23 protein-coding genes are annotated in these 23,820 nt (G+C 66.3%); 8 read left to right on the top strand and 15 right to left on the bottom strand.

Going from position 1 to position 23,820, the window contains the following annotated elements; translation table 11 throughout:
* Nucleotides 1–59 precede the first annotated feature (59 nt).
* On the bottom strand, nucleotides 60–992 hold the full coding sequence (locus FAS41_RS01065) for an AEC family transporter (protein ID WP_138519869.1): 933 nt from the start codon (nucleotides 990–992) through the stop codon (nucleotides 60–62).
* 74 nt (nucleotides 993–1,066) lie between these two features.
* Between FAS41_RS01065 and FAS41_RS01070 the strand changes: the two genes are divergently transcribed.
* Nucleotides 1,067–1,969: a LysR substrate-binding domain-containing protein gene (locus FAS41_RS01070; protein ID WP_246084799.1), complete on the top strand. Its 903-nt coding sequence runs from the start codon at nucleotides 1,067–1,069 to the stop codon at nucleotides 1,967–1,969.
* Nucleotides 1,970–2,097: 128 nt separating this feature from the next.
* On the opposite strand, the gene FAS41_RS01075 is transcribed toward FAS41_RS01070, so the two are convergent.
* On the bottom strand, nucleotides 2,098–2,778 hold the full coding sequence (locus FAS41_RS01075; protein WP_138519870.1) for an SDR family NAD(P)-dependent oxidoreductase: 681 nt from the start codon (nucleotides 2,776–2,778) through the stop codon (nucleotides 2,098–2,100).
* Nucleotides 2,779–2,988: 210 nt separating this feature from the next.
* Nucleotides 2,989–3,939, bottom strand: coding sequence for an adenosine deaminase (locus FAS41_RS01080; protein ID WP_138519871.1), 951 nt, complete (start codon nucleotides 3,937–3,939; stop codon nucleotides 2,989–2,991).
* Nucleotides 3,940–4,135: 196 nt separating this feature from the next.
* Here FAS41_RS01080 and lptM point away from each other — a divergent pair, with 196 nt between their 5' ends.
* The 3 genes from lptM to FAS41_RS01095 all read left to right on the top strand — a co-directional run bounded on the left by lptM (nucleotide 4,136) and on the right by FAS41_RS01095 (nucleotide 6,304).
* Nucleotides 4,136–4,615, top strand: a complete 480-nt coding sequence (gene lptM, locus FAS41_RS01085) for an LPS translocon maturation chaperone LptM (RefSeq protein ID WP_138519872.1) — start codon at nucleotides 4,136–4,138, stop codon at nucleotides 4,613–4,615.
* Between the two features lie 97 nt (nucleotides 4,616–4,712).
* A complete protein-coding gene (locus FAS41_RS01090; RefSeq protein ID WP_138519873.1) occupies nucleotides 4,713–5,795 on the top strand; it encodes a calcium:cation antiporter in 1,083 nt (360 codons plus the stop codon).
* A 2-nt stretch (nucleotides 5,796–5,797) separates the two neighbouring features.
* Nucleotides 5,798–6,304 carry a nucleoside 2-deoxyribosyltransferase gene (locus tag FAS41_RS01095; RefSeq protein WP_138519874.1) on the top strand — a complete coding sequence of 169 codons (507 nt, stop codon included), beginning with the start codon at nucleotides 5,798–5,800 and terminating at the stop codon, nucleotides 6,302–6,304.
* Nucleotides 6,305–6,370: 66 nt separating this feature from the next.
* On the opposite strand, the gene FAS41_RS01100 is transcribed toward FAS41_RS01095, so the two are convergent.
* Complete coding sequence (locus FAS41_RS01100) at nucleotides 6,371–7,393, bottom strand: energy transducer TonB (RefSeq protein ID WP_138519875.1); 1,023 nt, start codon at nucleotides 7,391–7,393, stop codon at nucleotides 6,371–6,373.
* 85 nt (nucleotides 7,394–7,478) lie between these two features.
* Nucleotides 7,479–8,441, bottom strand: coding sequence for a CobW family GTP-binding protein (locus FAS41_RS01105; protein ID WP_138519876.1), 963 nt, complete (start codon nucleotides 8,439–8,441; stop codon nucleotides 7,479–7,481).
* 77 nt (nucleotides 8,442–8,518) lie between these two features.
* Between FAS41_RS01105 and FAS41_RS01110 the strand changes: the two genes are divergently transcribed.
* The gene (locus tag FAS41_RS01110; RefSeq protein WP_138519877.1) at nucleotides 8,519–8,875 is read left to right on the top strand and encodes an NADH:ubiquinone oxidoreductase; all 357 of its coding nucleotides are present in this window, start codon (nucleotides 8,519–8,521) and stop codon (nucleotides 8,873–8,875) included.
* A 137-nt stretch (nucleotides 8,876–9,012) separates the two neighbouring features.
* On the opposite strand, the gene FAS41_RS01115 is transcribed toward FAS41_RS01110, so the two are convergent.
* Genes FAS41_RS01115 through dksA form a run of 3 tightly spaced genes read right to left on the bottom strand, consistent with a single transcriptional unit; the run spans nucleotide 9,013 to nucleotide 11,272 of the window.
* Nucleotides 9,013–9,645, bottom strand: coding sequence for a DUF1826 domain-containing protein (locus FAS41_RS01115; RefSeq protein WP_138519878.1), 633 nt, complete (start codon nucleotides 9,643–9,645; stop codon nucleotides 9,013–9,015).
* Entirely contained in the window at nucleotides 9,645–10,847 is a 1,203-nt protein-coding gene (zigA, locus tag FAS41_RS01120) for a zinc metallochaperone GTPase ZigA (protein WP_138519879.1), read from the bottom strand. Before zigA ends, FAS41_RS01115 begins: the two co-directional genes overlap by 1 nt.
* A gap of 20 nt (nucleotides 10,848–10,867) precedes the next feature.
* Nucleotides 10,868–11,272, bottom strand: a complete 405-nt coding sequence (gene dksA, locus FAS41_RS01125; RefSeq protein ID WP_138519880.1) for an RNA polymerase-binding protein DksA — start codon at nucleotides 11,270–11,272, stop codon at nucleotides 10,868–10,870.
* A gap of 115 nt (nucleotides 11,273–11,387) precedes the next feature.
* Here dksA and FAS41_RS01130 point away from each other — a divergent pair, with 115 nt between their 5' ends.
* Together FAS41_RS01130 and folE2 are read left to right on the top strand one after the other, a co-directional pair.
* The gene (locus FAS41_RS01130; RefSeq protein WP_138519881.1) at nucleotides 11,388–11,789 is read left to right on the top strand and encodes a hypothetical protein; all 402 of its coding nucleotides are present in this window, start codon (nucleotides 11,388–11,390) and stop codon (nucleotides 11,787–11,789) included.
* 67 nt (nucleotides 11,790–11,856) lie between these two features.
* A complete protein-coding gene (gene folE2 / locus FAS41_RS01135) occupies nucleotides 11,857–12,744 on the top strand; it encodes a GTP cyclohydrolase FolE2 (RefSeq protein ID WP_138519882.1) in 888 nt (295 codons plus the stop codon).
* On the opposite strand, the gene FAS41_RS01140 is transcribed toward folE2, so the two are convergent.
* Nucleotides 12,741–13,217: a GNAT family N-acetyltransferase gene (locus FAS41_RS01140; protein ID WP_138519883.1), complete on the bottom strand. Its 477-nt coding sequence runs from the start codon at nucleotides 13,215–13,217 to the stop codon at nucleotides 12,741–12,743. The two genes, folE2 and FAS41_RS01140, sit on opposite strands and share 4 nt — an antisense overlap.
* A gap of 131 nt (nucleotides 13,218–13,348) precedes the next feature.
* Nucleotides 13,349–14,533 (bottom strand): C17 cyclopropane fatty acid synthase CfaB, encoded by a 1,185-nt coding sequence (cfaB, locus tag FAS41_RS01145; RefSeq protein ID WP_138519884.1) that lies wholly within the window; start codon nucleotides 14,531–14,533, stop codon nucleotides 13,349–13,351.
* Nucleotides 14,534–14,887: 354 nt separating this feature from the next.
* Here cfaB and FAS41_RS01150 point away from each other — a divergent pair, with 354 nt between their 5' ends.
* Nucleotides 14,888–16,360 (top strand): MDR family MFS transporter, encoded by a 1,473-nt coding sequence (locus FAS41_RS01150; RefSeq protein WP_138519885.1) that lies wholly within the window; start codon nucleotides 14,888–14,890, stop codon nucleotides 16,358–16,360.
* Between the two features lie 5 nt (nucleotides 16,361–16,365).
* On the opposite strand, the gene FAS41_RS01155 is transcribed toward FAS41_RS01150, so the two are convergent.
* From FAS41_RS01155 to FAS41_RS01175, 5 genes are all read right to left on the bottom strand, one after another.
* The gene (locus tag FAS41_RS01155) at nucleotides 16,366–17,670 is read right to left on the bottom strand and encodes an MFS family transporter (protein WP_138519886.1); all 1,305 of its coding nucleotides are present in this window, start codon (nucleotides 17,668–17,670) and stop codon (nucleotides 16,366–16,368) included.
* Between the two features lie 503 nt (nucleotides 17,671–18,173).
* A complete protein-coding gene (gene glmS, locus FAS41_RS01160) occupies nucleotides 18,174–20,009 on the bottom strand; it encodes a glutamine--fructose-6-phosphate transaminase (isomerizing) (protein WP_138519887.1) in 1,836 nt (611 codons plus the stop codon).
* A gap of 15 nt (nucleotides 20,010–20,024) precedes the next feature.
* The gene (locus FAS41_RS01165; protein WP_045213398.1) at nucleotides 20,025–20,795 is read right to left on the bottom strand and encodes a DeoR/GlpR family DNA-binding transcription regulator; all 771 of its coding nucleotides are present in this window, start codon (nucleotides 20,793–20,795) and stop codon (nucleotides 20,025–20,027) included.
* A 159-nt stretch (nucleotides 20,796–20,954) separates the two neighbouring features.
* Nucleotides 20,955–22,949 (bottom strand): GGDEF domain-containing protein, encoded by a 1,995-nt coding sequence (locus tag FAS41_RS01170; protein ID WP_138519888.1) that lies wholly within the window; start codon nucleotides 22,947–22,949, stop codon nucleotides 20,955–20,957.
* On the bottom strand, nucleotides 22,946–23,818 hold the full coding sequence (locus FAS41_RS01175; protein ID WP_138520031.1) for an endonuclease/exonuclease/phosphatase family protein: 873 nt from the start codon (nucleotides 23,816–23,818) through the stop codon (nucleotides 22,946–22,948). Before FAS41_RS01175 ends, FAS41_RS01170 begins: the two co-directional genes overlap by 4 nt.
* Between the last annotated feature and the right edge of the window lie 2 nt (nucleotides 23,819–23,820).

Genomic DNA, 23,820 nt, shown 5'->3' on the forward strand with positions numbered 1-23,820 from the left:
GTATCGCTGCGCTCCACCCATCCTACGATCAATCCCCTCCCGAACGATTGCGCCAGGGCTCAGCGGGCAATCCACAGCAGGCACAGCGAGAGCGTCACCAACGACCCCAGGGTGGACAGCAGAATGCTCCGCGACACCACCGCCGCCTCACGCTGGTAGTACTCGGCGAGCATGAACGGTCCGGTGCCGGTGGGCAGCGCGCTGAGCAGCAGCGCCGAATCCGCCCACAGCGGCGGCAGGTCGAAGACCTTGTAGGCAAGGAACCCGGTGAGCAGCGGCTGGCCCACCAGCTTGATCAATACCAGCGGCCAGGCACCAACCTGCTCGCCGCCCTCCTGGCGCTGCGCCAGGAACAGGCCGAGGGAGACCAGCGCGCAGGGTGTGGTGGCAGCGGCGAGCATGTCGAGGAAGTGCAGCAACGGCGCAGGCAGACCCATGCCCGCCACCGCCCAAAACCCGCCGATGATCGGCGACACCACCAGCGGGTTCTTGCCCAGCGCCTTGGTCACCACCCACACGGCGCGGCCGATGTGCTTTTCCTCCTGCAGGCCGACCTCGATGCACACCACCGAGATGGCGAACAGCACGCAGACCACCAGCAGGGAGGCGATCAGTGCCGGCTCCAGCCCGTCCTGGCCGAACACCAGCAGGCACAGCGGGATGCCCATGTAGCCGGTGTTGGCGTAGGACGCACTGAGGCCGTCGATGCTGGCCGCCGGCAGCGGTCGCCCCTGCAGCAGGCGCCAGACCAATGTGGCGAAGAACACCAGCAGGCAGCCGCCGGTGAAAGCGGCAAGGAAACCTGGCTGCCAGATTTCCGCCCAGGTCGCTGTGGCGGTGACCTTGAAAAGCAACGCCGGCAGGCACAGCCAGACCACCAGCTTGTTCACCTCCGACGCCGCCTGCGGGCCGAGTCGCTTGGTACGCCGGCACAACCAGCCCACCAGGATCAGCGCAAAGATCGGCAGGACGACGGCGAACACGGTGTGCATGGCAGGGAACCTGGAGAGCGGGAGCGGCAGGCGAGCATAGGGTTGCCAATCGATACCGTCCAATGCTTACTAGGATGCCCATTCATACCCAATCCGTATCGATGATCGACTTCCGCCAGTTGCGCTATTTCATCGCCCTTGCCGAGCACCTGCACTTCGGCCGCGCCGCCGAGGCGCTGCACATCACCCAGCCACCGCTGAGCCGGCAGATCGCCGCGCTGGAAGAAGAACTGGGCACGCCGCTGTTCGCCCGGCATTCGCGCTCGGTGGAGCTGACCGCCGCCGGCCGCGACTTCCAGCAGCACGCCCGAGCGCTGCTCGCCGGCCTCGACCTCGCCGTGCGTTCGGCGAGCGCCACGGCACGCGGAGAGCGCGGAGAGCTGCGCATCGGCTTCACCATGCTGGCCGCGTGGACGTTGTTGCCGCGTCTGCTGAAAGCCTTCGCCGACGGCCACCCGGAGGTGAAGCTGGTGCTCAACGAGATGCTCCCGCGCGACCTGGGCCCGGCACTGGATAGCGGCGAAGTGGACGTGGCGTTGACCTTCCCCGAGCGCGAACCGGGCCAGCGGCTCTACCGCACGCTGCAGCGCGAACCGCTGTGCGCGGTGCTGCCAGCCGATCACGGCCTGGTGCAGGAAGCGGAGCTGGACGTGGCGGAGCTGTCCGGCGAACCCTTCATCACCTTCCCGCCGGCCACTGCGCCAGCGCTGCACGAGTCGGTGATGGGCTGCTGCCGCCTGCATGGCTTCGCCCCGGCGGTGCGCATGGAGACGCATCTGCAGCAGACCATCGTCAACCTGGTGGCCGAGGGGCTGGGTGTATCGCTGGTACCGGACTCGATGCGCCGAATGCAGTTGCCCGGCGTGGCCTTCCGCGCCATCGCGCAATCGCCGCAGGTGGAATACGGCGCGGCCTGGAGCCCGCATAACGACAACCCTTGCCTGGCGGCTTTCCTGCGTAGCGTGGGGGCGGTTTGATCCTGGCCCTGCGGCCCCTGTAGGAGCGAGCTTGCTCGCGAACCGCCGACACACTGGAGTCGCCGGGAAATCCGTTCGCGAGCAAGCTCGCTCCTACGAAGAGCTGCTCCCTGCGTAGAACCAGGCAATCACACCCGTCCGGTCACCGGTATGCACGCGCCGGTGATGGCTGCCGCTGCATCCGAGGCCAGGAACAGCAAGGTCGCCGCCAACTGCTCCGGCTTCACCCAGCGATCGAACTCGGCCTCGGGCATGTCGGCCCGGTTCTGCGGGGTGTCGATGATGCTCGGCATCAGCGCGTTGACGGTGATGCGCGCGTCCTTCAGCTCTTCCGCCAACGCCTCGGTCAGGCGCATGACGCCGGCCTTGGCCGCGGCATAGGCGCCCATGCCCAGCGCCGCGCGTGTCGCCGCTGCCGCGGCGATATTGAGAATGCGTCCGTGCCCGCGTTCCTTCAGGTGAGCCAGCGCGGCCTGGCTGGAGACCACGGCGGTGCGCAGGTTGACGCGGTACATCAGGTCCCAGGTGTCGACGTCGCCGTCAGCCAGGGTTTCCCAGTGGAAGCCGCCGGCCACGTTGATCAGCGCGTCCAGGCCGCCGAAATGCTCGTTGACCTGCTCCAGCGCGGCGCGTGCGGCGGCAGAATCAGTGAGGTCGATACCGCCGATGGACAGCGCACCTGCCTGTGGATAACGCGGGCCGACGGCGCGATCGAGCAGGGCGACCTGCCAGCCGGCCTCGGCGAACGCCTGGCCGACCACGCTACCCAGATGGCCGAAGCCGCCGGTGATGGCGACGATCCTGTTCATGCTGCTACCTCGTGACGGTGGGAGAGGCGTTCTTATAGGGGTAGCAGGTGTTGCGCGAAAGGTCGCGGGCGCCAGATGAGGGGACGGATCGGGACGGGAGCTTTTGGAAGGAAGCTCGGGGAGTTTCGGTGCTGCGCGCCCCTCTCCCCAACCCTCCCCCTTCAGGGATAGGGTTGGGGAGAGGGTCTTACAGGCCGACGCCGGACCTCATTACTTCACCAACCGCGCATCCAGGCTGTTCTGCGCCAGGCGCTTGGCCTGAGCCTGGGTCATGCCCAGGTGCTCGTGCAGGGCATGGAAGTTCTCGGTGACATAGCCGCCGAAATAAGCCGGGTCATCCGAGTTCACCGTCACTTTCACGCCGCGCTCGAGCATGTCGAGGATGTTGTGCTCGCGCATGTGGTCGAACACGCAGAGCTTGGTGTTGGACAGCGGGCAGACGGTCAGCGGGATCTGTTCGTCGATGATGCGCTGCATCAGCCGCTCGTCCTCGATGGCGCGCACGCCGTGGTCGATGCGTTCGATCTTGAGCAGGTCCAGGGCTTCCCAGATGTATTCGGGCGGGCCTTCCTCGCCGGCGTGCGCGACGGTCAGGAAGCCTTCGCTACGGGCGCGGTCGAACACGCGCTGGAACTTGCTCGGCGGGTGGCCGACCTCGGAGCTGTCCAGGCCGACGGCGATGAAGGCATCACGGAACGGCATGGCCTGGTCAAGGGTCTTGAACGCCTCTTCCTCGGACAGGTGGCGCAGGAAGCTGAGGATCAGGCCATGGCTGATGCCCAGTTGCTTCTCGCCGTCCTTGAGCGCGCCCTGGATGCCGCGCAGCACCACCTCGAAGGGAACGCCCCGGTCGGTGTGGGTCTGCGGGTCGAAGAACGGCTCGACGTGGATGACGTTCTGCGCCTTGCACTTCTGCAGGTACGCCCAGGTCAGGTCGTAGAAGTCCTGCTCGGTACGCAGCACATCGGCGCCGGCGTAGTAGAGGTCGAGGAATTCCTGCAGGTTGTTGAACGCATAGGCCTTGCGCAGGCTCTCGACGTCACCCCACGGCAGGGCGACCTTGTTGCGCTCGGCCAGGGCGAACAGCAGCTCGGGCTCCAGCGAACCCTCCAGGTGCAGGTGCAGTTCGGCCTTGGGCAGGGCATTGAGCCAGTCGTACATGGGTGAGGTCTCGTTATGGGTGGGTCAGGCGTCGCCATTGGCACACAGGCCGACCCGGCAAGCAATTGGCAGCGGGGCGGCGAGCCCCATCACGCTGTGGACAGGGATAATTCTGACGCAAAAGACAGATATCCGCGAAATCTTCCGACCGGGTCGCTTCTTAGAATCGCGTTTCCTCCTTCACCCGGCCCATCCGATGAACAAGATTCTTTTGGCACTGCTGCTGGCCCTGGCCCTGGCGGCCTGCGGGCAACCTGGCGACCTGGAGTACAACGAGGCGGTGACCTCGGCTTTCCTGCGCGACCTGCAGCGGATTGACCGGGACATGGAGGGCTTGATCAACGGCGACTTCGACACCCGTCGCACGACGCCCTCCACTCCACCGGTGAAGAACCCCGGCGACCACATCGTCGAACTCGAGAAGAACCTGAACCGGGTGCAGCAGCTCCAGCACAGCGAAGAAGCCAGCAAGTTTGCCAGCAGCCTCTCGCATTACTACGAACTGCAGATCGGCTACTACCAGCAACTCAAGCGTTATGTGGAGACCGATGACAAGGCGCAGAAGGAGCTCCTCGCGCAGGACCTGGCGAGCGCTTACCAGACGCTGCGGGCACTGCCGGAGCAGATCTTCGCCGTGCAGAAGCAATTCCTGGAGCGCACCAGCCTGCCTCACTGAGGGGCTGCCGCCCTGTCGCACCGGCGTCCGCTGGTGCGGCTTCCGAGCATTGCCTAAGATGGCGCACTCGCCTCTTACGGAATGGACATCCCCCTCGATGCTGCGCGCGCTCAAAGAAGAAAAATTCCTCCTCCTCGCCCTGCTGGTGGCGATTGCGGTGTACCCGCTGGAACACAGCCTGCTGGGCGGCGGCAAGCTGCTCGCGGGGATCACCGCCAGTGCGCTGCTGGCGGTGATCATTGGCGTCTCGCTGCGCGTGGCGCACCACGCCGAGATCCTCGCTGAGAAGGTCGGCGAGCCCTACGGCACCATGATCCTGACCCTGGCGGCAGTGCTGGTGGAGGTGGTGATCCTGGCGATCATGATGGGCCACAACCACTCGCCGACCCTGGCGCGCGACACCATCTACGCCGCGGTGATGCTCGACATGAACGGCATTCTCGGCCTGGCCGCGCTGCTCGGCGGGTTGAAGCACGGCGAGCAGTCGTACAACGACGACTCGGGCAAGACCTACGTGACCATGATCCTCACCGCCGTGGGCATCTCCATGGTGGTGCCGGAGCTGATCCCGGCCGAGCAGTGGAAGCTCTACTCGTTCTTCACCATCGGCTGCATGGTCATGCTCTACGCGCTGTTCCTGCGCATGCAGACCGGCCAGCACAGCTACTTCTTCAGCTACAACTACGCCACCCACGGCGAGCACGGCGAAGGCCACGAGGCCCCCGGTAACAGCAAGCAGTCCATGGGCCTGCTGGTAGTCGGCGTGGTGCTGATCGGCGCGCTGGCGGAGGTGATGTCCAAGGCTCTCGACGTCGGCCTGGAAGGCAGCGGCGTGCCGCCCATCGTGCCGGCGCTGCTGGTGGCGGCGATCTCCGCCAGCCCGGAAATCCTCACCGCCCTGCGCGCGGCCATGGCCAACCGCATGCAGCCGGTGGTCAACATCGCCCTGGGTGCCTCGCTGTCGACCGTGATCCTCACCGTGCCGGTGATCGAGGCCCTGGCGCTGTTCAAGGGCCAGCCGATCCAGATGGCGATGACCCCGCTGCAGACCGGCATGATGTTCATCACCCTGATGGTCGCCGGCTACAACCTGCATGATGGCAAGACCAACGCCATCGAGGGCATGACCCACTTCGTGCTGTTCGCCACCTTCCTGATGCTGTCGTTCATGGGACTCTGACCATGCTCAAGCTGTACCTCGCCGGCCCCGACGTGTTCCTTCCCGATGCCTTCGAGCAGGGCGAGCGGCTCAAGGCCCTGTGCGCCGAATTCGGCGTGCAGGGGCTCTACCCGCTGGATCATTCGGTGCCGGAGGGAGTCGTCGAGCCGGTCGAACAGGCTCGCTGGATCTACCAGGCGAACCTCGAACTGATCCGCCAGGCGGATGCGGTGCTGGCCAACCTCAACCCCTTCCGCGGTGCCGAGCCGGACAGCGGCACGGCCTTCGAACTGGGCTACGCCGCCGCGCTGGGCAAACCGCTGTTCGGCTACATCGACGAAGGCGGTAGCTGCGCGGAACGCTTGCCCTGTGAGTGGCAAGGCGAAGAGCCGAGTCGCGACCGCGACGGCAACCAGATCGAGGGCTTCGGCCTGCCGCTGAACCTGATGCTCGGCGTGCCGGCGAAGATCGCCGTGGGCGGGGCGCGCGAGGCGCTGCAACTCCTTCGAAGGGAGCTGCCACATCTGTAGAAGCCGTTCGCCTGACAACAAAAAACGCGCCCTTGGGCGCGTTTTTTGTTGGGCTCGCAAGGGCCGTCAGCGACGCCCTTCGAGCTTGAAGAAGAACACCTTGGTCGCCTGGCGGGCGACGATCCGGCCACCGCTGACGCGCGGCTCGAAGCGCCACTTGTCCATGGCGTCGCGCACGGCGTTGTCGAACATGCGCGGCGGCGAGGACTCCAGCACCTGGATATCGGCGATGCGACCATCGCTGGTGATGGTGAACAGCACCTTCACCCGGCCTTCGATACTGCGGTTCAGCGCCATGCGCGGGTAAACCGGTGGGTCCATGCGCAGCGGCTTGATGTCGCTGTCGTTCAGGCTACCAGTGGGCAGGCCGGCAGGGCCTTGCGAGCCGGTCGGCGCAGCCTGGGCGCCCTGGGTGAACTGGCCGACGGTCGGCGCGGCGGGCGGCGGCGGGGCGGCCGGGGTCGGTGGCGCGGCGGCTTCCTCTGCGGGCTCCGGGTCCGGCTCGGGCTTGGGTTTCGGCTTGGGCTTGGGCGACACCTTGGGCACAGCCTTCTCGGGCGGCTTGGGTTTGGGCTTGGGCTTTTCTACCGGCTTGGGCGGCTCGATCGGCTTGGGCGGCTCGGGTTCCGGCGGCGGCGGGGTCGGTGCGGCGGCGGGAGGCTGCTGAACTTCGGGCTTGGGTGGCAGCGTAACGACGCTCACCTGCATGGCCTTGGGCATTTCGCCGGCGCCCAGGTTCAGCTCGGCCGGAGTGGGCATCACCCAGACCAGCGCGGCGACGATGGCCACGTGCATGGCGATCGCCAGGCCCGAGGACTTCCACCAGCCACCGGGGGGCGGCGGCTGGTCGCCTTCTTCCACCCCTTCAACCGGCGCGGCATAGGGGATCAGGACCTCTTCGGGAACCACTTCCTCGTCGCGGCGGGGGCCCGCACAACTGACGAGTCGCAAGGTGGCCTCATTGACGCGCTGGGCGTTCACGCTGGGCAAATGGGCGCCGTCATCCGCCGCGGCGGAAGTGAACAGCTGTTCCTCAGCGTCTACGGCAGGACTTGCGTCCGCCGCCTTACGCGGTTGGGGTAACGACATGAGAAAGCCTGCGGGAAGAGTTCACGAAGCAGTATCTGCTGATAATTATTATCATTCACTCGTTACGCGAGGGCAACCTTCTCTGTCAGATCGGTGCGATGGCGCAGCGCAAAAGGTCGTCCTGCAAGGCCTGTGGATCAAGCTCAGCGGCCAGGATCAGCTCTATCCGGCTGTCTTTGCGCCAGGCGCTGGGCGTCCACGGCGCCGGACCGACGGTACGGTTGCAGGCCAGCCAGGCGTCCTCGCCGTGCAGCACCGCCTTGGCCCGCAACAGGCCAGGAAGCCCGGCCAGCCAGGCATCCAGCTCGGCGGTGCGGAACCGCCAGTCACGGTGGAAGCGCCAGCCGACCGCCTGTCGGCCCTCTTCGACGCGCACCTGGCGCAACGGCGATTCACGGCGCAATAGCATCGCCGGTTCACCTGGCGAAGTGCCCTGCGGCAAATCAGCGCCCACCGCTTCGATCGATGTACTCGGCAGCTCATCCAGAGACAGCCGGCCCTGAGTCGTCCAGCGCAACGGCAGCTCCGGCAAGCGCGCCACCAGTGCCGCACGCGCCGCACCATCCAGGGCTTCGGACTTGTTCATCAGCAACAGCGCTGCGTCGCCCAGCGCCTGTTGCTGCGCTTCGGGCAAGAGTTGCCCGGCGGCCAGTGCGGCGGCATCCAGCACCATCACCAGCGGCTGCACGGCAAGCACGCCCTGCCAGGGCGCGGCGTGCAGTTGCGCAAGCAGCTGCGCGGGATGACCCAGGCCGGACGGCTCGATGAAGACACGTTGCGGCCGGGCCTTGCGCAGCAGCCGGCCGAGGCCGACCTGGAACGGCGCGCCGTTCACGCAGCACAGGCAGCCACCGGCGACTTCGCCCAGGGCGATGCCATCCTCGTCGCGGGATAACAGCGCGGCGTCCAGGCCAACCTGGCCGAATTCGTTGACCAGCACAGCCCAGCGTTCGCCTGCCGGGCGTTGCGCCAGCAAGTCCTGCAGCAGGCTGGTCTTGCCCGCCCCGAGGGGGCCGGCAATGAGATGAGTCGGGATCTGCTTCAACATTCGCCCATGGTGCCGCCTGACGCTCGCCGGGAAAAGCGCTAGAGTCGCGGCTTCGTCACGCCACCCCCGGATCGATCATGCGCCTGTTGCTGCCCCTCGCCCTCGCCTGCCTGCCCCTGCTTGCCCACGGCGAGGCCTGCGTGGTGCACACCCAGGGCAAGGACGTCGACGTGAAAGTCTGCCAGCAGAACCGCACCATCCCGGAAAAACTCTTCCGCGAGGGCTTCTGCCAGCCGCAGCTGAAAGACCAGAAGGTCGAGGTGACCTACGCCGAAAATTGTCCCAGCGGCGCCTTCGGTGTCTGCGAGAACGCCCAGACCCAGGGCGTGCCCTACCGCCAGGACATCCACTACTACGGCGTAGCCAGCGACGCGCGCGTCCTCCAGCCATTCTGCGAGCAGCAGAGCAATGGCCACTGGCGCAAACCACTGTAGCGGTCATCGCCCTGTCACACGGCTCGGGCTTACTGTCGGCGGGTACCTCACACCCTCCCGGCACCCCACGCCGGACATGATCTTGGTGAATTGGGCCGCTCTCCCCGGGTGGCCCATTTTTTTGCCCGCGGGAAACCTCAGCCGAGCCAGTCGAGCGTCAGCAGCAGGCGGCGCTCACCCGGCGCCGGCAGCGGCGAGCGGTGGACGATGCCTGCGCCCAGATTGCCGGCCCATTTCTCGCCCTTGAACAGCCCCACGTCGCCGGCGGACATCTGACGTATCTCGGCCCGGCTGACCGGTTCTGCCGCCGCATCGCCCAGCCGCGCACGGGCCATGGCCCACTCCTCCAGCCACTGGCTGGCGGGCCCGGCATAGGTAGTGACCAGGCGCAGCGGCACGTGATCGACGTGGAAGCGCGGACACATGGCCTTGTCCAGGCTACGCAGGCGCAAACCGATACGCCTTGCGCCGGTCAGGCAGGCGAAGGCTTCGGCCAGCCATTGCAGGTCACTGCGAAACAGCGTGCAGCCATCGAGCATCGCGTACTGGCACAGCAGGTCGCCCAGCTCGACGCGCTCATCGAGCACTTCCAGGCTTTGCCTGAGGTCCAGTCCCTGGGTGCTCAACCAACCCGCGAAAGTACTGATTTCCGGGTACAGCGTGCGTTGCCAGACCGCCAGATTGACATCTTCCTTGAGCACTTCGGCTAGTACCTGGGGGTCGTCGCCAAGCACCTGGCGCGGCCAGGCAGGGGTTTGGAGGGCGAGCATCAGGCGCTGGCCTCCCAGGGTTCGAAGGGGTCGGGCAGACGCTTCCAGGCGGTGGTGCCGGCGGCCATTTCCTCGTCGTCCAGCAGGCAATGGTCCAGTTCGCCGAACAGCCGCGGGAAGTCCAGGTTCTGGCCGATGAACACCAGCTCCTGGCGGCAATCGCCGCTGTCCTCGCGCCAGTGGCGCAGCACGCCCTGCAACTCGGTGGTGTCCTGCGGCCAGTGCTCGCGCGGGACGAAGCGCCACCAGCGCCCGGCCAGGCCGTGACGCATCAGGCCGCCAGCCTGGGACCAGCTGCCGGCCTCGCGGTAGCGGCTGGCCAGCCAGAAGAAGCCCTTGGAACGCAGCAGCCGGCCGTTGCTCCAGGGCTGGGCGAGAAAGTCATGGAAGCGTTGCGGGTGGAAAGGCCGGCGCGCCCGGTAGACCTCCGAGGAGATGCCATAGGCCTCGGTCTCCGGCGGGTGCTCGCCGCGCAGCTCCTTGAGCCAGCCCGGCGCCCGCTCGGCGCGCTGGAAGTCGAAACGGCCGGTGTCGAGGATGCGCGCCAGCGGCACCTGGCCCATGACCATGGGCTGGATGTCGGCATCGGGGTTGAGTCGGCGCAGGATAGCCAGCAACTCGTCACGCTCGGCGCTGCCGATCAGGTCGATCTTGCTCACCAGGATCACGTCGGCGAACTCCACCTGCTCCACCAGCAGGTCGCTGAGCGAGCGCTCGTCGTCCTCGCCCAGGGTTTCACCACGCTCGGCAAGGCTGTCGGCGCCCTGGTAGTCGGCGAGGAAGTTCAGCCCGTCGACCACCGTGACCAGCGTGTCCAGCCGCGCCAGGTCCGACAGACTGCGGCCCTGCTCGTCGCGGAAGGTGAAGGTCTCGGCCACCGGCAGCGGTTCGGAGATGCCGGTGGACTCGATCAGCAGGTAGTCGAAGCGGCCCTCGCCGGCGAGGCGGCTCACCTCTTCCAGCAGGTCTTCGCGCAGGGTGCAGCAGATGCAGCCGTTGCTCATCTCCACCAGGCGCTCCTGGCCCCGGTTGAGGCTGACATCGCGCTGTACCTCGCGGCCGTCGATGTTGATTTCGCTCATGTCGTTGACGATGACCGCGACCTTGAGGTTTTCACGGTTCTTCAGCACGTGGTTGAGCAGCGTGCTCTTGCCGGCGCCGAGGAAGCCGGACAGGACGGTAACGGGAAGTGGGGCGTTCACGGTGGGCTTCTCCAGGAAATTCAGGCTTCGCGGACGTGCAGTTCGCGCCGTTCCTGGCGCTCCTTGGCCTCGATGCACAGCGAGGCGGTGGGGCGCAGCAGCAGGCGGCGCAAGCCGATCGGTTCGCCGGTTTCCTCGCACCAGCCGTAATCGCCCCGGGCCAGGCGCTCCAGCGCCTGGTCGATCTTGTCGAGCAGCTTCTTCTCACGTTCCAGCAGGCGCAGTTGCCACTGGCGCGACTCCTCGCGACTGGCGACATCGGCTTCGTCGCTGGCCCGCTCGGGGTCCTGCAGTGCCTGGAATTCTTCTTCGATGCGGACCTGCAGCTCGTCGCGCTGGTCCAGCAGCAATGCGCGGAAATAGCCCTGTTGCGCCTCGCTCATGTAGGCCTCGCCGGGCTGGGCGAGCAGTTCCTGTTCGGTCATGACCGTCTCCGGAAGGGAGTGATCTTTTATGTTATATTATAACAATGCACGCTCGACAATAGCCTGCCGACGTGCGATATCGACGCTTCGCTCCACCCGCCTGCCGAGACCCTCAATGCTGCGCCGCACCTTGCTTCTCTGCCTGTTCGCTCCCTTCGCCCATGGCAGCGGTACCGCACCGCTGCCGTTTCCCGGCGAAAAGCCGGCGCGCTGCACCTGGTCAGCCTCGGTGCTGGCCTGCATGGACGATTCAGGGAATCTCTACAGCGTCGCCACCCAGGGCCACGACACCTACCTGCGTGGCTTCGAGGCGAGCAGCGGACGGCGCTGGGCGCAGACCGGCACGCGCTACGGCAGCCTGACCTTCTTCAGCGGCGTAACCAGCGATGGCCAGGTGTGGGTTGGTACCAGCCGCGGTATCGGCTGGACCAACATCAGCCGCTTCAGCAGTTCCTCGGGCGACAGCGCGCGCCTGACCTGCGGCCGGGTCAGCGGCTGCAAGCAGCAGCCTCGCTAAAGACCATTGCGGGATCGCCGGGAAGCAAATACGTTATATTATAACAATTGCCGATCGTGACCCGCCCATGACCTCCCTGCTCCCGGACATCGCCTGCCAATCCACCCGCCTGCCCATTCCGCTCGATTGGGTCGGCATGCAAGGCATCGCCGCGCCGCTGCGTATCGCGGGCGAGCGCGTTGCCGCGTATGCCGATGCCGGCGTCAGCCTCGACGAAGCGGAGGCGCGCGGCATCCACATGTCACGGCTGTACCTGGCTCTGGAGGCACTGGCGGAAGCGGAGCTTTCACCCACCCTGCTGCGTGACCTGCTCAAGCAGTTTCTCCGCAGCCACGCGCAGCTCTCCCGCCGCGCCAGCCTGGCACTGCGTTTCGAACTGATGCTGCGACGACCGGCACTGGTCAGCCCGCTGAGCGGTTGGAAGCGCTATCCCTGCGAGATCCATGTGCAGCTTGAGGACGATGCGCTGCAGCTGGAGTTGCGTCTGAGCCTGCCCTATTCCTCGACCTGCCCGTGCTCGGCGGCACTCGCTCGCCAGTTGATCCAGGAGCGCTTCGACAGCGACTTCGCCGGCCGACCACTGAAGGCCAGCGAGGTCCGCGCCTGGCTAGGCAGCCCGCAGGGCATAGTCGCCACGCCGCACAGCCAGCGCAGCGAGGCACAGCTGAAGGTGCAACTCGGTCCGACCGCGCGGGCATTCGCCTTCAGCGAGCTGATCGACCAAGCCGAAGAAGCCCTCGGCACCGCCGTGCAGACGGCGGTGAAACGCGCCGACGAACAGGCCTTCGCCCTGGCCAACGGGCAGAACCTGATGTTCTGCGAGGACGCCGCACGCCGGCTGCACCGGGCGCTGCTGCAGCGCGAAGAAGTGTCAGGTTTCGAGGTGCGCGTGGTGCATGCGGAAAGCCTGCACGCCCACGATGCGGTAGCGGTGAGTCGCTGGAGGCGCGACTAGGCGCCGAGGTCGAGCGCCAGACGAATCTGGTCGCGACACTGGATGCCATTCTCGTAGATCGGCTCGGGATAATGCCGCACGAAGTGATCCGTCTCGATGCCAACGATGCGGAAGCCCAGGCGCTGGTACAGGCCGAGCTGGGCCAGGCTGGAGTTGCCGGTGGCGATGGTCAGGCGCTGCAAGCCGGCCTCGCGCGCCTGCTCGATGGCCGCCAGCAGCAGACGCCGGCCCAGGCCGCGCTCTTGCCATTCGTCCTCCACCGCGAGGCTGGTGATCTCGGCGACGCCAGGCTCGCGGGGCGTCAGCGTCAGTACGCCACGGACGGAGTCCGCCTCGTTCAACGCCAGCAGGCGGGAGTCAGGCAGGTAGCTCTCGATCTGTTCGCGGCTGGGATCGGCCTTGAGCAACAGCGACCAGGGCGCCTGCGCGGGCGAGAGTTCGACAAGGGACAGGTCCGGGAAGAAATTCACCATGATTCGTCTACCAAAGAGTCAGTGGGGAAAGGGGGTTTAGCCTCCCGAGCCCCTCGATGCAAGCCTTTTGCTCCACGCCGGAAATGCATCGGGCCCGGCAAGCCGGGCCCGATGGCAGTCCCTGAACAGGCTCAGGTGTAGAGGTCGCGGCGGCTCCAGGGCACCTCGTGGCCGCCGTCCGTATGCGGCTTGCTGGCGAGAATCTGGTGCAGATTGATCCAGCCCTTCTTGAACCCGTATGCACAACCGGCGAGGTATAGGCGCCAGATGCGCAGAGCCTGGTCGGGCACCAGTTTCGCCGCTTCAGCCAGTTTGGCTTCGAGATTGGCACTCCAGAAGTCCAGGGTGCGCGCGTAATGCATGCGCAGGCCTTCGACGTCGACCACTTCGAGCCCCGCCTCGCTCATGCGCGCGACGGCCAGCGACAGGTGCGGCAGCTCGCCGTGGGGGAACACGTAGCGGTCGATGAAATCACCGGCGCCGCGCCCGACCGGACGGCCGTCGGTATTGCTGGAGGTGATCCCGTGGTTCATCACCAGACCGCCCGGCCGTACCGCGTCGTACAGGTGCTGGAAGTAGAGGCCCAGGTTGGCGTGGCCGACGTGTTCGAACATGCCGACGCTGACCACCTTGTCGTAGCGGCCGTCACGCGGCAGGTCGCGGTAATCTCGCAATTCCAGGGTCACTTTACCTTCCAACCCGTCCGCCTCGACCCGCTCGCGGCCGAGCTTGAGTTGCTCCTCGCTGAGGGTGATGCCATGCACTTCCACGCCGAACTCCCGCGCCGCCAGGCGCGCCAGTCCGCCCCAGCCGCAACCGACATCGAGCAGCTTCTCGCCAGGCTTGAGGCGCAGCTTGCGGCACAGGTGGCGCAGCTTGGCCAACTGGGCAGTGGCCAGGTTTTCGTTGCCGGTCTCGTAGTAGGCGCAGGAGTACACCATCTCGGGATCGAGCCAGAGCTGGTAGAACGCGTTGGACAGGTCGTAGTGGTAGTGAATGGCTTCGGCGTCGGTGGCCTTGTCGTGACTCTTGCGCACGTAGTCGGCATCGTCGTCGGCATCGCCCAGCGCAGCGCTGAGGGCGTCGGCAGTGGCGATCACTTCCTGCATCGGCCCCTCGATGTCCATGCGGCCCTCTACGTAGGCGCGACCGAGGATATCGAGGTTGGGATGGGTGATCTCGGTCAGCAGCGTGGGATCGCGGACAACCAGAGTTACCTGCGGGTCGGGGCCCAGGTCGAAAGCCTGGGCCTCGCCGATGCGGATACGCAACGGCAGCTGCAGGGACAGCAACTCAGAGGGCAGATTGGCTTTCATGCAAACCTCCTGGTCACAGGGCTGAAGAACTATAGACCAGCACCTCCATAGTCTTCGCCTATGGCCTGGCCCGCGAAAAACTATCGGGCGCCGATCCCTGCAGTGAACCTGACGGTATCTCTGCAGTGGAGTACGCCCCGGCGGGTTGCGTTCCCAAAAAGGACAGCACGGCAAGATAGCTCGCCTGTAAAGCGTAGCAGCCGCTGCGCTGGCTATCTTTGTCAGCCCTGAGATAGAGCCTTTCCTGCCTGGCAACTATCGCGCCGGCGTGACAGTTCGTCGCTGCCTTGCACTACACTGGGCTCGCCCGCGCCCATCCCGGCCGGAGCACCTCTGCAGTGAAGGGGGCCTTCCTTGAATACCTTGTCCGAGCCGCGTCCGGCGGTCCGCACCGTGCTGGTCGGGCTGATGCTGGCGATCTTCCTCGGTGCACTCGACCAGACCATCGTCGCCGTGTCCCTGCCGGCGATCTCCGCCGGCTTCGGCGACTTCGACCTGCTGGCCTGGGTCATCTCCGGCTACATGGTGGCGATGACCATCTCCATGCCGATCTACGGCAAGCTCGGTGACCTCTACGGCCGCCGCAGGCTGATGCTCTTCGCCATCGGCCTGTTCACCTTCGCCTCCCTGCTCTGCGGCGCGGCCCAGAGCATGGAGCAGCTGGTGCTCGCCCGCGTACTGCAGGGCATCGGCGCCGGCGGCATGATGTCGGTGAGCCAGGCGATCATCGGCGACATCGTACCGCCACGCGAACGCGGTCGCTACCAGGGCTACTTCAGCAGCATGTACGCAGTGGCGAGCATCGCCGGCCCGGTGCTGGGCGGACTGCTCACCGAGTACCTGTCGTGGCGCTGGGTGTTCCTGATCAACCTGCCGGTGGGCCTGGTGGCCCTCGCAGTGTCGCGCCAGACCCTGCGCGGCCTGCCGGTACCGGGGCGCAAGCCGGTGATCGACTACCTCGGCACGATGCTGATGATTGCCGGCCTGGGCAGCCTGCTGCTGGCGATCACCGAGGTCGGCCAGGGCGCGCGCTGGAACGACCCGCAAATGCTCGCGCTGTTCGCCGCCGCACTGGTGCTGATTGCGCTGTTCGTGATGCAGGAGCGTCGCGCACCGGAACCGCTGGTGCCGATGCACCTGTTCGGTATTCGGGCGGCCACCCTGAGCTGGCTGATCAGCTTCTTCGCCAGCTTCCAGGTCATCTCGCTGTCGGTGCTGGTGCCACTGCGCTTTCAGTCGGTGACCGGCGCGGGTGCTGACAGCGCGGCGCTGCACCTGTTGCCGCTGGCCATGGGCGTGCCCATCGGTGCGTACTGCTGCGGCCGGCTGACCGCGATCATCGGCCGTTACAAGCCGCAGATCGTCGGTGGCGGGCTGTTGATGCCGCTGGCGATTGCTGGCCTGGCGCTGACGCCACCGAGCGCGTATTTCTTCTCGGGCGTCTGCATGCTGTTCACCGGCATCGCTGCTGGCACGCAGTTCCCCACCAGCCTGGTGGCGGCGCAAAGTGCGGTGGAGATGAAGCACCTGGGCGTGGCCACCAGCAACATCACGCTGTTCCGCTCATTGGGCGGCGCGGTGGGCATTGCGCTGATGTCGGCGCTGCTGCTGGCGATGCTGCAACCCCTGGCAGGCGAAGCCGGGCACGGGCTGGCGGCCAGCGCGCTGCTGGCCAGCCTGAGCGGCGACGGCCATGAGGCACAGCGGCAGGCACTGGATGGGGTCTTCGGGCACCTGTTCCTGGTCAACGCCGGCTTCGGTACCCTCGCCCTGCTGATTGCGCTGTCGTTGCCCGACCACGCCTTGCGCGGCCGGGCAAAGGACTGACCGGGTCAGTCCTCGTCGTTGAGGTAGCTGACCTTGCGCAGGTCCGGCAGCAGCAGGCAGACCAGCAACGCCACGCCGCACATGACCGAAACGTAGATGTAGAAGACCTCTTCCTGGCCAATGCTCTTCAGGCCCAGCGCGGCGTACTCCGCCGAACCGCCAAAGATCGCGTTGCCCACCGCGTAGGAGAGGCCTACCCCCAGCGCGCGGATCTGCGGCGGGAACATCTCCGCCTTGATCAGGCCGCTGATCGAGGTGTACAGGCTGACGATGGCCATGGCCAGGATGATCAGGCCGAACGCGGCGTAAGGGCTGCTGACGGTCTTCAGCGCCGCGAGAATCGGCCAGGTGCACAGCATGCCCAGCGCACCGAACCAGAGCATCGAGGTCTTGCGGCCGATACGGTCGGACAGCGCACCGAAGATCGGCTGCATGCACATGTAGCAGAACAGGGCGAAGGTCATCACGCCGCTGGCCACCTTCGGGTCCATCCCGGCGGTGTTCACCAGGTACTTCTGCATGTAGGTGGTGAAGGTGTAGAAGATCAGCGAGCCCCCAGCGGTGAAGCCCAGCACGGTGAAAAAGGCGCGCTTGTGGTGGGTGAACAGCTCGGTGAGGGTGCCCGACTCCTTGCGGTTGAGGTTGGACTCCTTGGCGGTCTCGCTCAGCGAACGGCGCAGGTAGAAGGCGATCACTGCGGTAATCGCACCCACCACGAAGGGAATGCGCCAGCCCCAGTCCTTCAGCTCATCGGTGGTCAGCAACTGCTGCAGGATCACCACTACCAGCACGGCCAGCAACTGGCCGCCGATCAGGGTCACGTACTGGAAGGAAGCGAAGAAACCGCGCTGCCCCTTGAGCGCCACTTCGCTCATGTAGGTCGCGCTGGTGCCGTACTCGCCGCCCACGGAGAGGCCCTGGAACAGCCGCGCAAGCAGCAGCAGCGCGGGCGCCGCGACACCGATGGTGGCGTAGGTCGGCATCACCGCAATCGCCAGCGAGCCGCCGCACATCATCAGTACCGAGATCATCATTGCGGTCTTGCGGCCCTTCTTGTCGGCGATGCGGCCGAACAGCCAGCCGCCGATCGGGCGCATCAGGAAGCCGGCGGCGAAGACCCCGGCGGTATTGAGCAGTTGCACCGTCGGATCGTCCGACGGGAAGAAGGCATGGGCGAAGTACAGCGCGGTGAAGGCGTAGACGTAGAAGTCGAACCACTCCACCAGGTTGCCCGACGAGGCGCCGACGATGGCGAGGATGCGCGAGCGGCGCTCGTGGGCGGAATACTGCGGTGCGGCAGGTGCGTTCATGGGGATTCTCTTGTCGGTTTAACTGCATCCCGGACGGGAGGACGGAACTCCCTCGCCGCCCTTGCCAGTGAAATGCCATCAGGCGTTTTTCACCGACACAATCAGAAACAGTATAGCCACTTCCGATAGCCGGCTAACGAAATCGCGGGGTCGACCGGCCCTTTTGGTTCGAATATCGGACACTGGCGAACGCGCGTTTGTCGTTTCCGATTGACCGGCCACTAGCCAGCTTCTATCGTTGGCCCGCTCCCGGCCCTGCGGGAGACTTGTCAGGTACCCCTCGCAGGGCCGGAGCCCGACCTTGTCCACAAGACAAGGTCGATTTCCATTCCCCTCGTGTAGCGGCCTCTGCCGCCTGGCCTCGGTGCCCCGTCCACACCCCCGGACGAGCAGGCACCGGGGGAATGTTGATCTCCCCTGCCACCTCTCGCGAGTTCTCCAGCCCTGAGACGAAAAAAGGCCCCCGAAGGGACCTTTCTCACTGCGCCTGCGCGCTGTTCCGCTTATTCCACCGTCACTGACTTGGCCAGGTTGCGTGGCTGGTCGACGTCGGTGCCCTTGAGCACGGCAACGTAGTAGGACAGCAGCTGCAGCGGCACGGTGTAGAGGATCGGCGCCAGGCAATCGTGGATCGCCGGCATCCCCACCACATGGGTGCCCTCACCATTGGCGATGCCGCTGCCACCCTCGGCGAAGACCACCAGCTCGCCGCCACGGGCGCGGACCTCCTGCAGGTTGGACTTGAGCTTCTCCAGCAGCTCGTTGTTCGGCGCCACGGTGACCACCGGCATGTCGGCGTCGACCAGCGCCAACGGGCCGTGCTTGAGCTCGCCGGCCGGGTAGGCTTCGGCGTGGATGTAGGAGATTTCCTTGAGCTTCAGCGCACCTTCCATCGCCACCGGGTACTGCGCGCCACGGCCGAGGAACAGGGTGTGGTGCTTCTCGGCGAACAGCTCGCTGACCTTTTCCACCACCTTGTCCATGGACAGGGCTTCTTCCAGATGGGTTGGCAGGCGGCGCAGCTCGTTCACCAGCTCGGCCTCGACCCCGTCGTTCAGGCGCTTCTGCACCTGGCCGATGCCGAGGGTCAGCAGCAGCAGGGCGACCAGCTGGGTAGTGAAGGCCTTGGTGGAGGCCACACCGATTTCCGGGCCTGCGTTGGTCAGCAGGGTCATGTCCGACTCGCGCACCAGCGAGCTGGTGGCGACGTTGCAGATCGCCAGGCTGGACAGGAAGCCCAGCTCCTTGGCGTAACGCAGCGCGGCCAGGGTGTCGGCGGTCTCACCGGACTGGGAAATGGTGACGAACAGGGAATCCGGATGCACCGCGACCTTGCGGTAGCGGAACTCGCTGGCGACTTCGACCTGGCAGGGGATGCCGGTCAGGCTCTCCAGCCAGTAACGGGCGACCATGCCGGCATGGTAGCTGGTGCCACAGGCGACGATCTGCACAGTGCGCACCTTGGCCAGCAGCTCGCGGGCCTGCGGGCCGAAATTGTCCACCAGCACCTGCTCGTTACCCAGTCGGCCTTCCAGGGTGCGCTGCACCACGGCCGGCTGCTCGTGAATCTCCTTGAGCATGAAGTGGCGATAACCGCCCTTGTCGGCCGCCTCGGCGCCTTCGTGGTAGCGCACTTCCTCGCGCTGTACCGGGTTGCCGTTGACATCCCACAGCTGCAGGCCGTCGCGGCGGATTTCGGCGATGTCGCCCTCTTCCAGGTAGATGAAGCGGTCGGTGACCTGGCGCAGCGCCAGCTGGTCGGAGGCAAGGAAGTTCTCGCCATGACCCAGGCCCACCACCAGAGGGCTGCCGCTGCGGGCGGCAAGGATGCGGTCGGGCTGCTTGCTGCTGATCACCGCCAGGCCATAGGCGCCGTGCAGTTCCTTGACCACGGCCTTGAGCGCGACGGTCAGGTCGCCCAGTTCCCCCAGACGCAGGTGCAGCAGGTGGGCGATGACCTCGGTGTCGGTCTGCGAAGTGAACTCGTAGCCACGCGCCTTGAGCATTTCGCGCAGCGGCTCGAAGTTCTCGATGATGCCGTTGTGCACCACCGCCACTTCGCCACGGGAGAAATGCGGGTGGGCGTTGGCCTCGGTAGGCGCGCCGTGGGTGGCCCAGCGGACGTGGGCGATGCCCAGGCGGCCAGGCAGCGGCTGCTCGGCGATGGCCTGCTCGAGGCTGGAAACCTTGCCTGCACGGCGACGGCGATCCAGCACGCCATTGCCGTCGATGACCGCCACACCGGCGCTGTCGTAACCACGGTATTCCAGGCGCTTGAGGCCTTCGACGAGGATCGGGGTGATATTGCGCTCGGCGATGGCGCCTACGATTCCACACATGGCTTGAGTCTCCTGTCAGTCTTCGCAGCGCGCGCGGATCACTTTCACGCCACGCGCCTGGATCAGTTCGAACGCTTCATCGCTCAGGCGTTCGTCGGTAATCAGGGTCTGGACACTGCTCCAGGGCAGCTCCAGGTTGGGAATGCGCCGGCCCAGCTTGTCGGCCTCGGCCATGACGATCACCTCGCGGGCGACCTCGGCCATGACCCGGCTCAGGCCCAGCAGTTCGTTGAAGGTCGTCGTGCCACGCTCGATGTCCAGTCCGGTGGCGCCGATGAACAGCTGATCGAAATCGTAGGAGCGCAGCACCTGTTCGGCCACCTGGCCCTGGAACGACTCGGAGTGTGGGTCCCAGGTGCCGCCCGTCATCAACAGCACCGGCTCGCGCTCCAGTTCGCGCAGGGCGTTGGCCACGCTCAGGGAGTTGGTCATCACCACCAGCCCCGGCTTGCGGCCCAGCTCCGGGATCAGCGCGGCGGTGGTGCTGCCGCTGTCGATGATGATCCGCGCGTGCTCACGGATGCAGGCAGCCGCGGCGCGACCGATGGCCTGCTTGTAGCGCGACAGCGGCTGACTCGGCTCGGCGATCAGCTCATGGGGCATCGGCACCGCACCACCGTAGCGGCGCAGCAGCAGGCCGTTGCCTTCCAGGGCGGCCAGGTCCTTGCGGATGGTCACCTCGGAGGTGGCAAAGCGGCGTGCGAGGTCGTCCACGCTGACCTCGCCCTGTTCGGCGAGCAGCGCCAGGATGTCGTGGCGGCGTTGAGGCGTATTGCGTTTCGACATGAACGATCAAGTTTCGATTCGAAAGATAATGGTGCGAATCAAAACCTAGGATCTTTCATTCGTCAAGAATTTTCGGCCGAAATGAAATGCTCTTCCGTAGGAACGGGCCATGCCCGCCATTCGCGTGCATGGTCTGCTCCTAACGGTCGGCGCACGTTGTCAGTCGACTTCCAGACGGTTTCGCCCGCCGCGCTTGGCGCGGTACAGCGCCTGGTCGGCGCGCTCGAACACGGCTTCGGCGCGTTCGCCCTCGCGGAAGTTCGTCAGGCCTGCCGAGCAGGTGATGCTCAGGCGTTCGCCCTTGAAGTGGAACGGGCAGGCTTCGATGGCGCCGCGCAGCGCGTCGAGCAGTTGCTGTCCGCCCTCCAGCGGCGTGGCAGGCAGCAGCACGACGAACTCCTCGCCGCCGTAGCGGGCGATGAAGTCGGTCTTGCGTACGCGCTTGGCCAGTTCATTGGCGATGATCTTCAGCACCTTGTCACCGGCGAGGTGGCCGAAGTCGTCGTTGATGCGCTTGAAGTGGTCGACGTCGAGCACCGCCAGCAGCAGGTCGCCGCCGTAGCGCTGCCAGCGCGAGACTTCCAGCTCCAGCCGCTCGCTCAGCGCGGCGCGGTTGGGCAGGCCGGTCAGGGCGTCGGTCATGGCCTTCTGGCGCTGGTCCTCGATGTTCGCCTGGAAGGTGCGGGCTTCCTCTTCCATGCTGGCAACGCGGGTCACCAGCGACTGGATGCGCTCGCCCACTTCGCGCTCGCGGGTTTCGCGCTCCTCGCGGAAGCGGTCCATGGTGCCAACCAGCCCTTGCAGGCGTGATTCGACGTTGCGCTTGAGGCCTTCCAGGTCGGTGGCTTCCAGCACGCTTTCCTTCAGGCCGCTGACCTGTTCGCGCAGGGTGTCATCCAGGTCGCGGGCGCTGGAGCTGGAGCCACTGTGGTTCTCCTGGACTGCCTGCAGGCCATCGAGGAAAGTGCCCAGGCGTTCATTGAGCTGGTGCAGGTAGCCTTCGAACTCACGCTGGCCGCCGTCGTTGAGCGACAGAACCAGTACGCCCAGGTCATCCAGCACCGGCACCAGTTCGTACCAGTTGAGGCTGCCATGGATGCGCGAGCGCAGCTCCTCGGCCTGGATCTGCTGGGCGGCCGGCAGGTGCATCTCGTCCAGCAGGCGCAGCAGGCTCGCCTCGATGTGCGGCGCCACGGCGCTGTAGCCAGGCTCCGGGCGCGGCGGCAGGGCGTAGGGGTCGTTGGCCTGGCGCGCGTCTTCCGGCGTGCCGAACAGGCCGGGCGGTACCGGCAGGCTGTCGAGCAGCTTGGAATCGTCGTGGGCGACAGGCTCCAACACGGGCGCTGGGGCCATTGCCTCCGCTACGACGACAGGTTCGGGCGGCACGGCCGGCGATGGCTCGGCGACGGGTTCTGGTGCCGGGGCCCGCGCCACGGCGTCGGCTGGCTCCATGACGGGCACGGCAACCGCTTCAGCGACCACCGACTCAGCAGGTGCAGGTGCAGGTGCAGCAGGCTGTACTGCAACGGGCAATGGCTCAGCCATCCTCGCTTCGTCGATGAACGCAGCTTCTGCCGTTGCAGCGGGTGCAGAGGGTGTCGATTCCGGCGAGTCTGCGTCGTCGTTGTCCCGGCTGCCGAACAGCCGCTGCAGGAAGCCGGGGCGCTGTTCGCCACCAGCGCTGCCGAAATGGTCCAGCACCTGGCGCTGCAGGCGGCTCAGCTCGGCCAGAAGGGCGGGGAGTTCACGGGAGGAACTGCCGCGGCTGGGAATGTCCTTGGCCAGGCGCTTGAGCGGCTTGCGCACGTCGCCGGGCATCTCCAGGGACAGCAGTTGCTGCGACAACTGGCTCAGGGCCGCAACGTTCTGCTCGATGCGCTGCTGGCGGCGCTGCTCGGAGTCGAGCACGGCCTTTTCCAGCTGCGGGATCAGGCGCGACAGACCAGCGTCCATCTCATCGCGGCGCAATACTTCACGCAGCTCCTTCATGCAGGCGTCCACCGCCTTGTCACTGCCCTCGGCGGCCAGGCTGCTGCGCACCAGGCCACGGCGCAGCAGGTCGAGACGGGCATCCCAGCGACGTTCGAGCTTTTCCTGCTGCTCGAGGTTGTCCAGGTACTTCTGTTTCCAGCGTTGGTCGTCGTCGCGACTCATTCAGGGTCCTCGCCGCGCAAGGCGAGCGACGAGGACGAACGCAGGGCATCCGGCAGGCGGATTTCCACGGCCACGGGCAGGTGGTCGGAAATCGGGTGCGGGAGGACACTGACGCGTTCCAGCGCCAGCTCGGAACTGAGCAGGATGTGGTCCAGGCAGCGCTGCGGGCGCCAGCTGGGGAAGGTGGCCTCGACCTGCGGGGCGATGAGCTGGAGGTCGCGTAGCGGCGAGCTTTCCAGCAGGTCGGTGGCATGGGTGTTCATGTCGCCCATCAGCACGTGGTGGCGGTAGTCCTGCAGCAACTCGCGGATGTAGGCGAGCTGACGGGTGCGGGTCCGCGCGCCGAGGGCCAGGTGCATCATCACCACGGCCAGCGCGTCCTGGCCTTCACCAAAGCGCATGAGGATCGCACCGCGTCCGGGCGGGCCGGGCAGCGGATGGTCTTCCAGGGCGGTGGGCTGCAGGCGGCTGAGCAGGCCGTTGCTGTGCTGGGCGATGCGCCCGAGATTGCGATTGAGCTGCTGGTACCAGTAAGGGAAGGCACCGAGCTGGGCCAGGTGTTCGACCTGATTGATGTTGCCGGAGCGGATGCTGCCGCCGTCGGCTTCCTGCAGGGCGACCACGTCGTAGTCGTGGAGCAGTTCGCCGATACGCTGCAGGTTGGTGGCGCGCCCGGCGGCCGGCAGCAGGTGCTGCCAGCCGCGGGTCAGGTAGTGGCGGTACCTTTCGGTACTGATACCGACCTGGATGTTGAAGCTGAGCAGGCGGAGCCGGCCGTCGTCGGGCAGGCCGGCGGATGCCCCGGGCGCGGGATTCTCCCGCGGGACGCAGGCCCCCGCGACACGCTCACGAGTCCGCCGGCGCAGCATCG

This window comes from Pseudomonas nicosulfuronedens (assembly GCF_005877905.1).
Taxonomy (GTDB): domain Bacteria; phylum Pseudomonadota; class Gammaproteobacteria; order Pseudomonadales; family Pseudomonadaceae; genus Pseudomonas; species Pseudomonas nicosulfuronedens.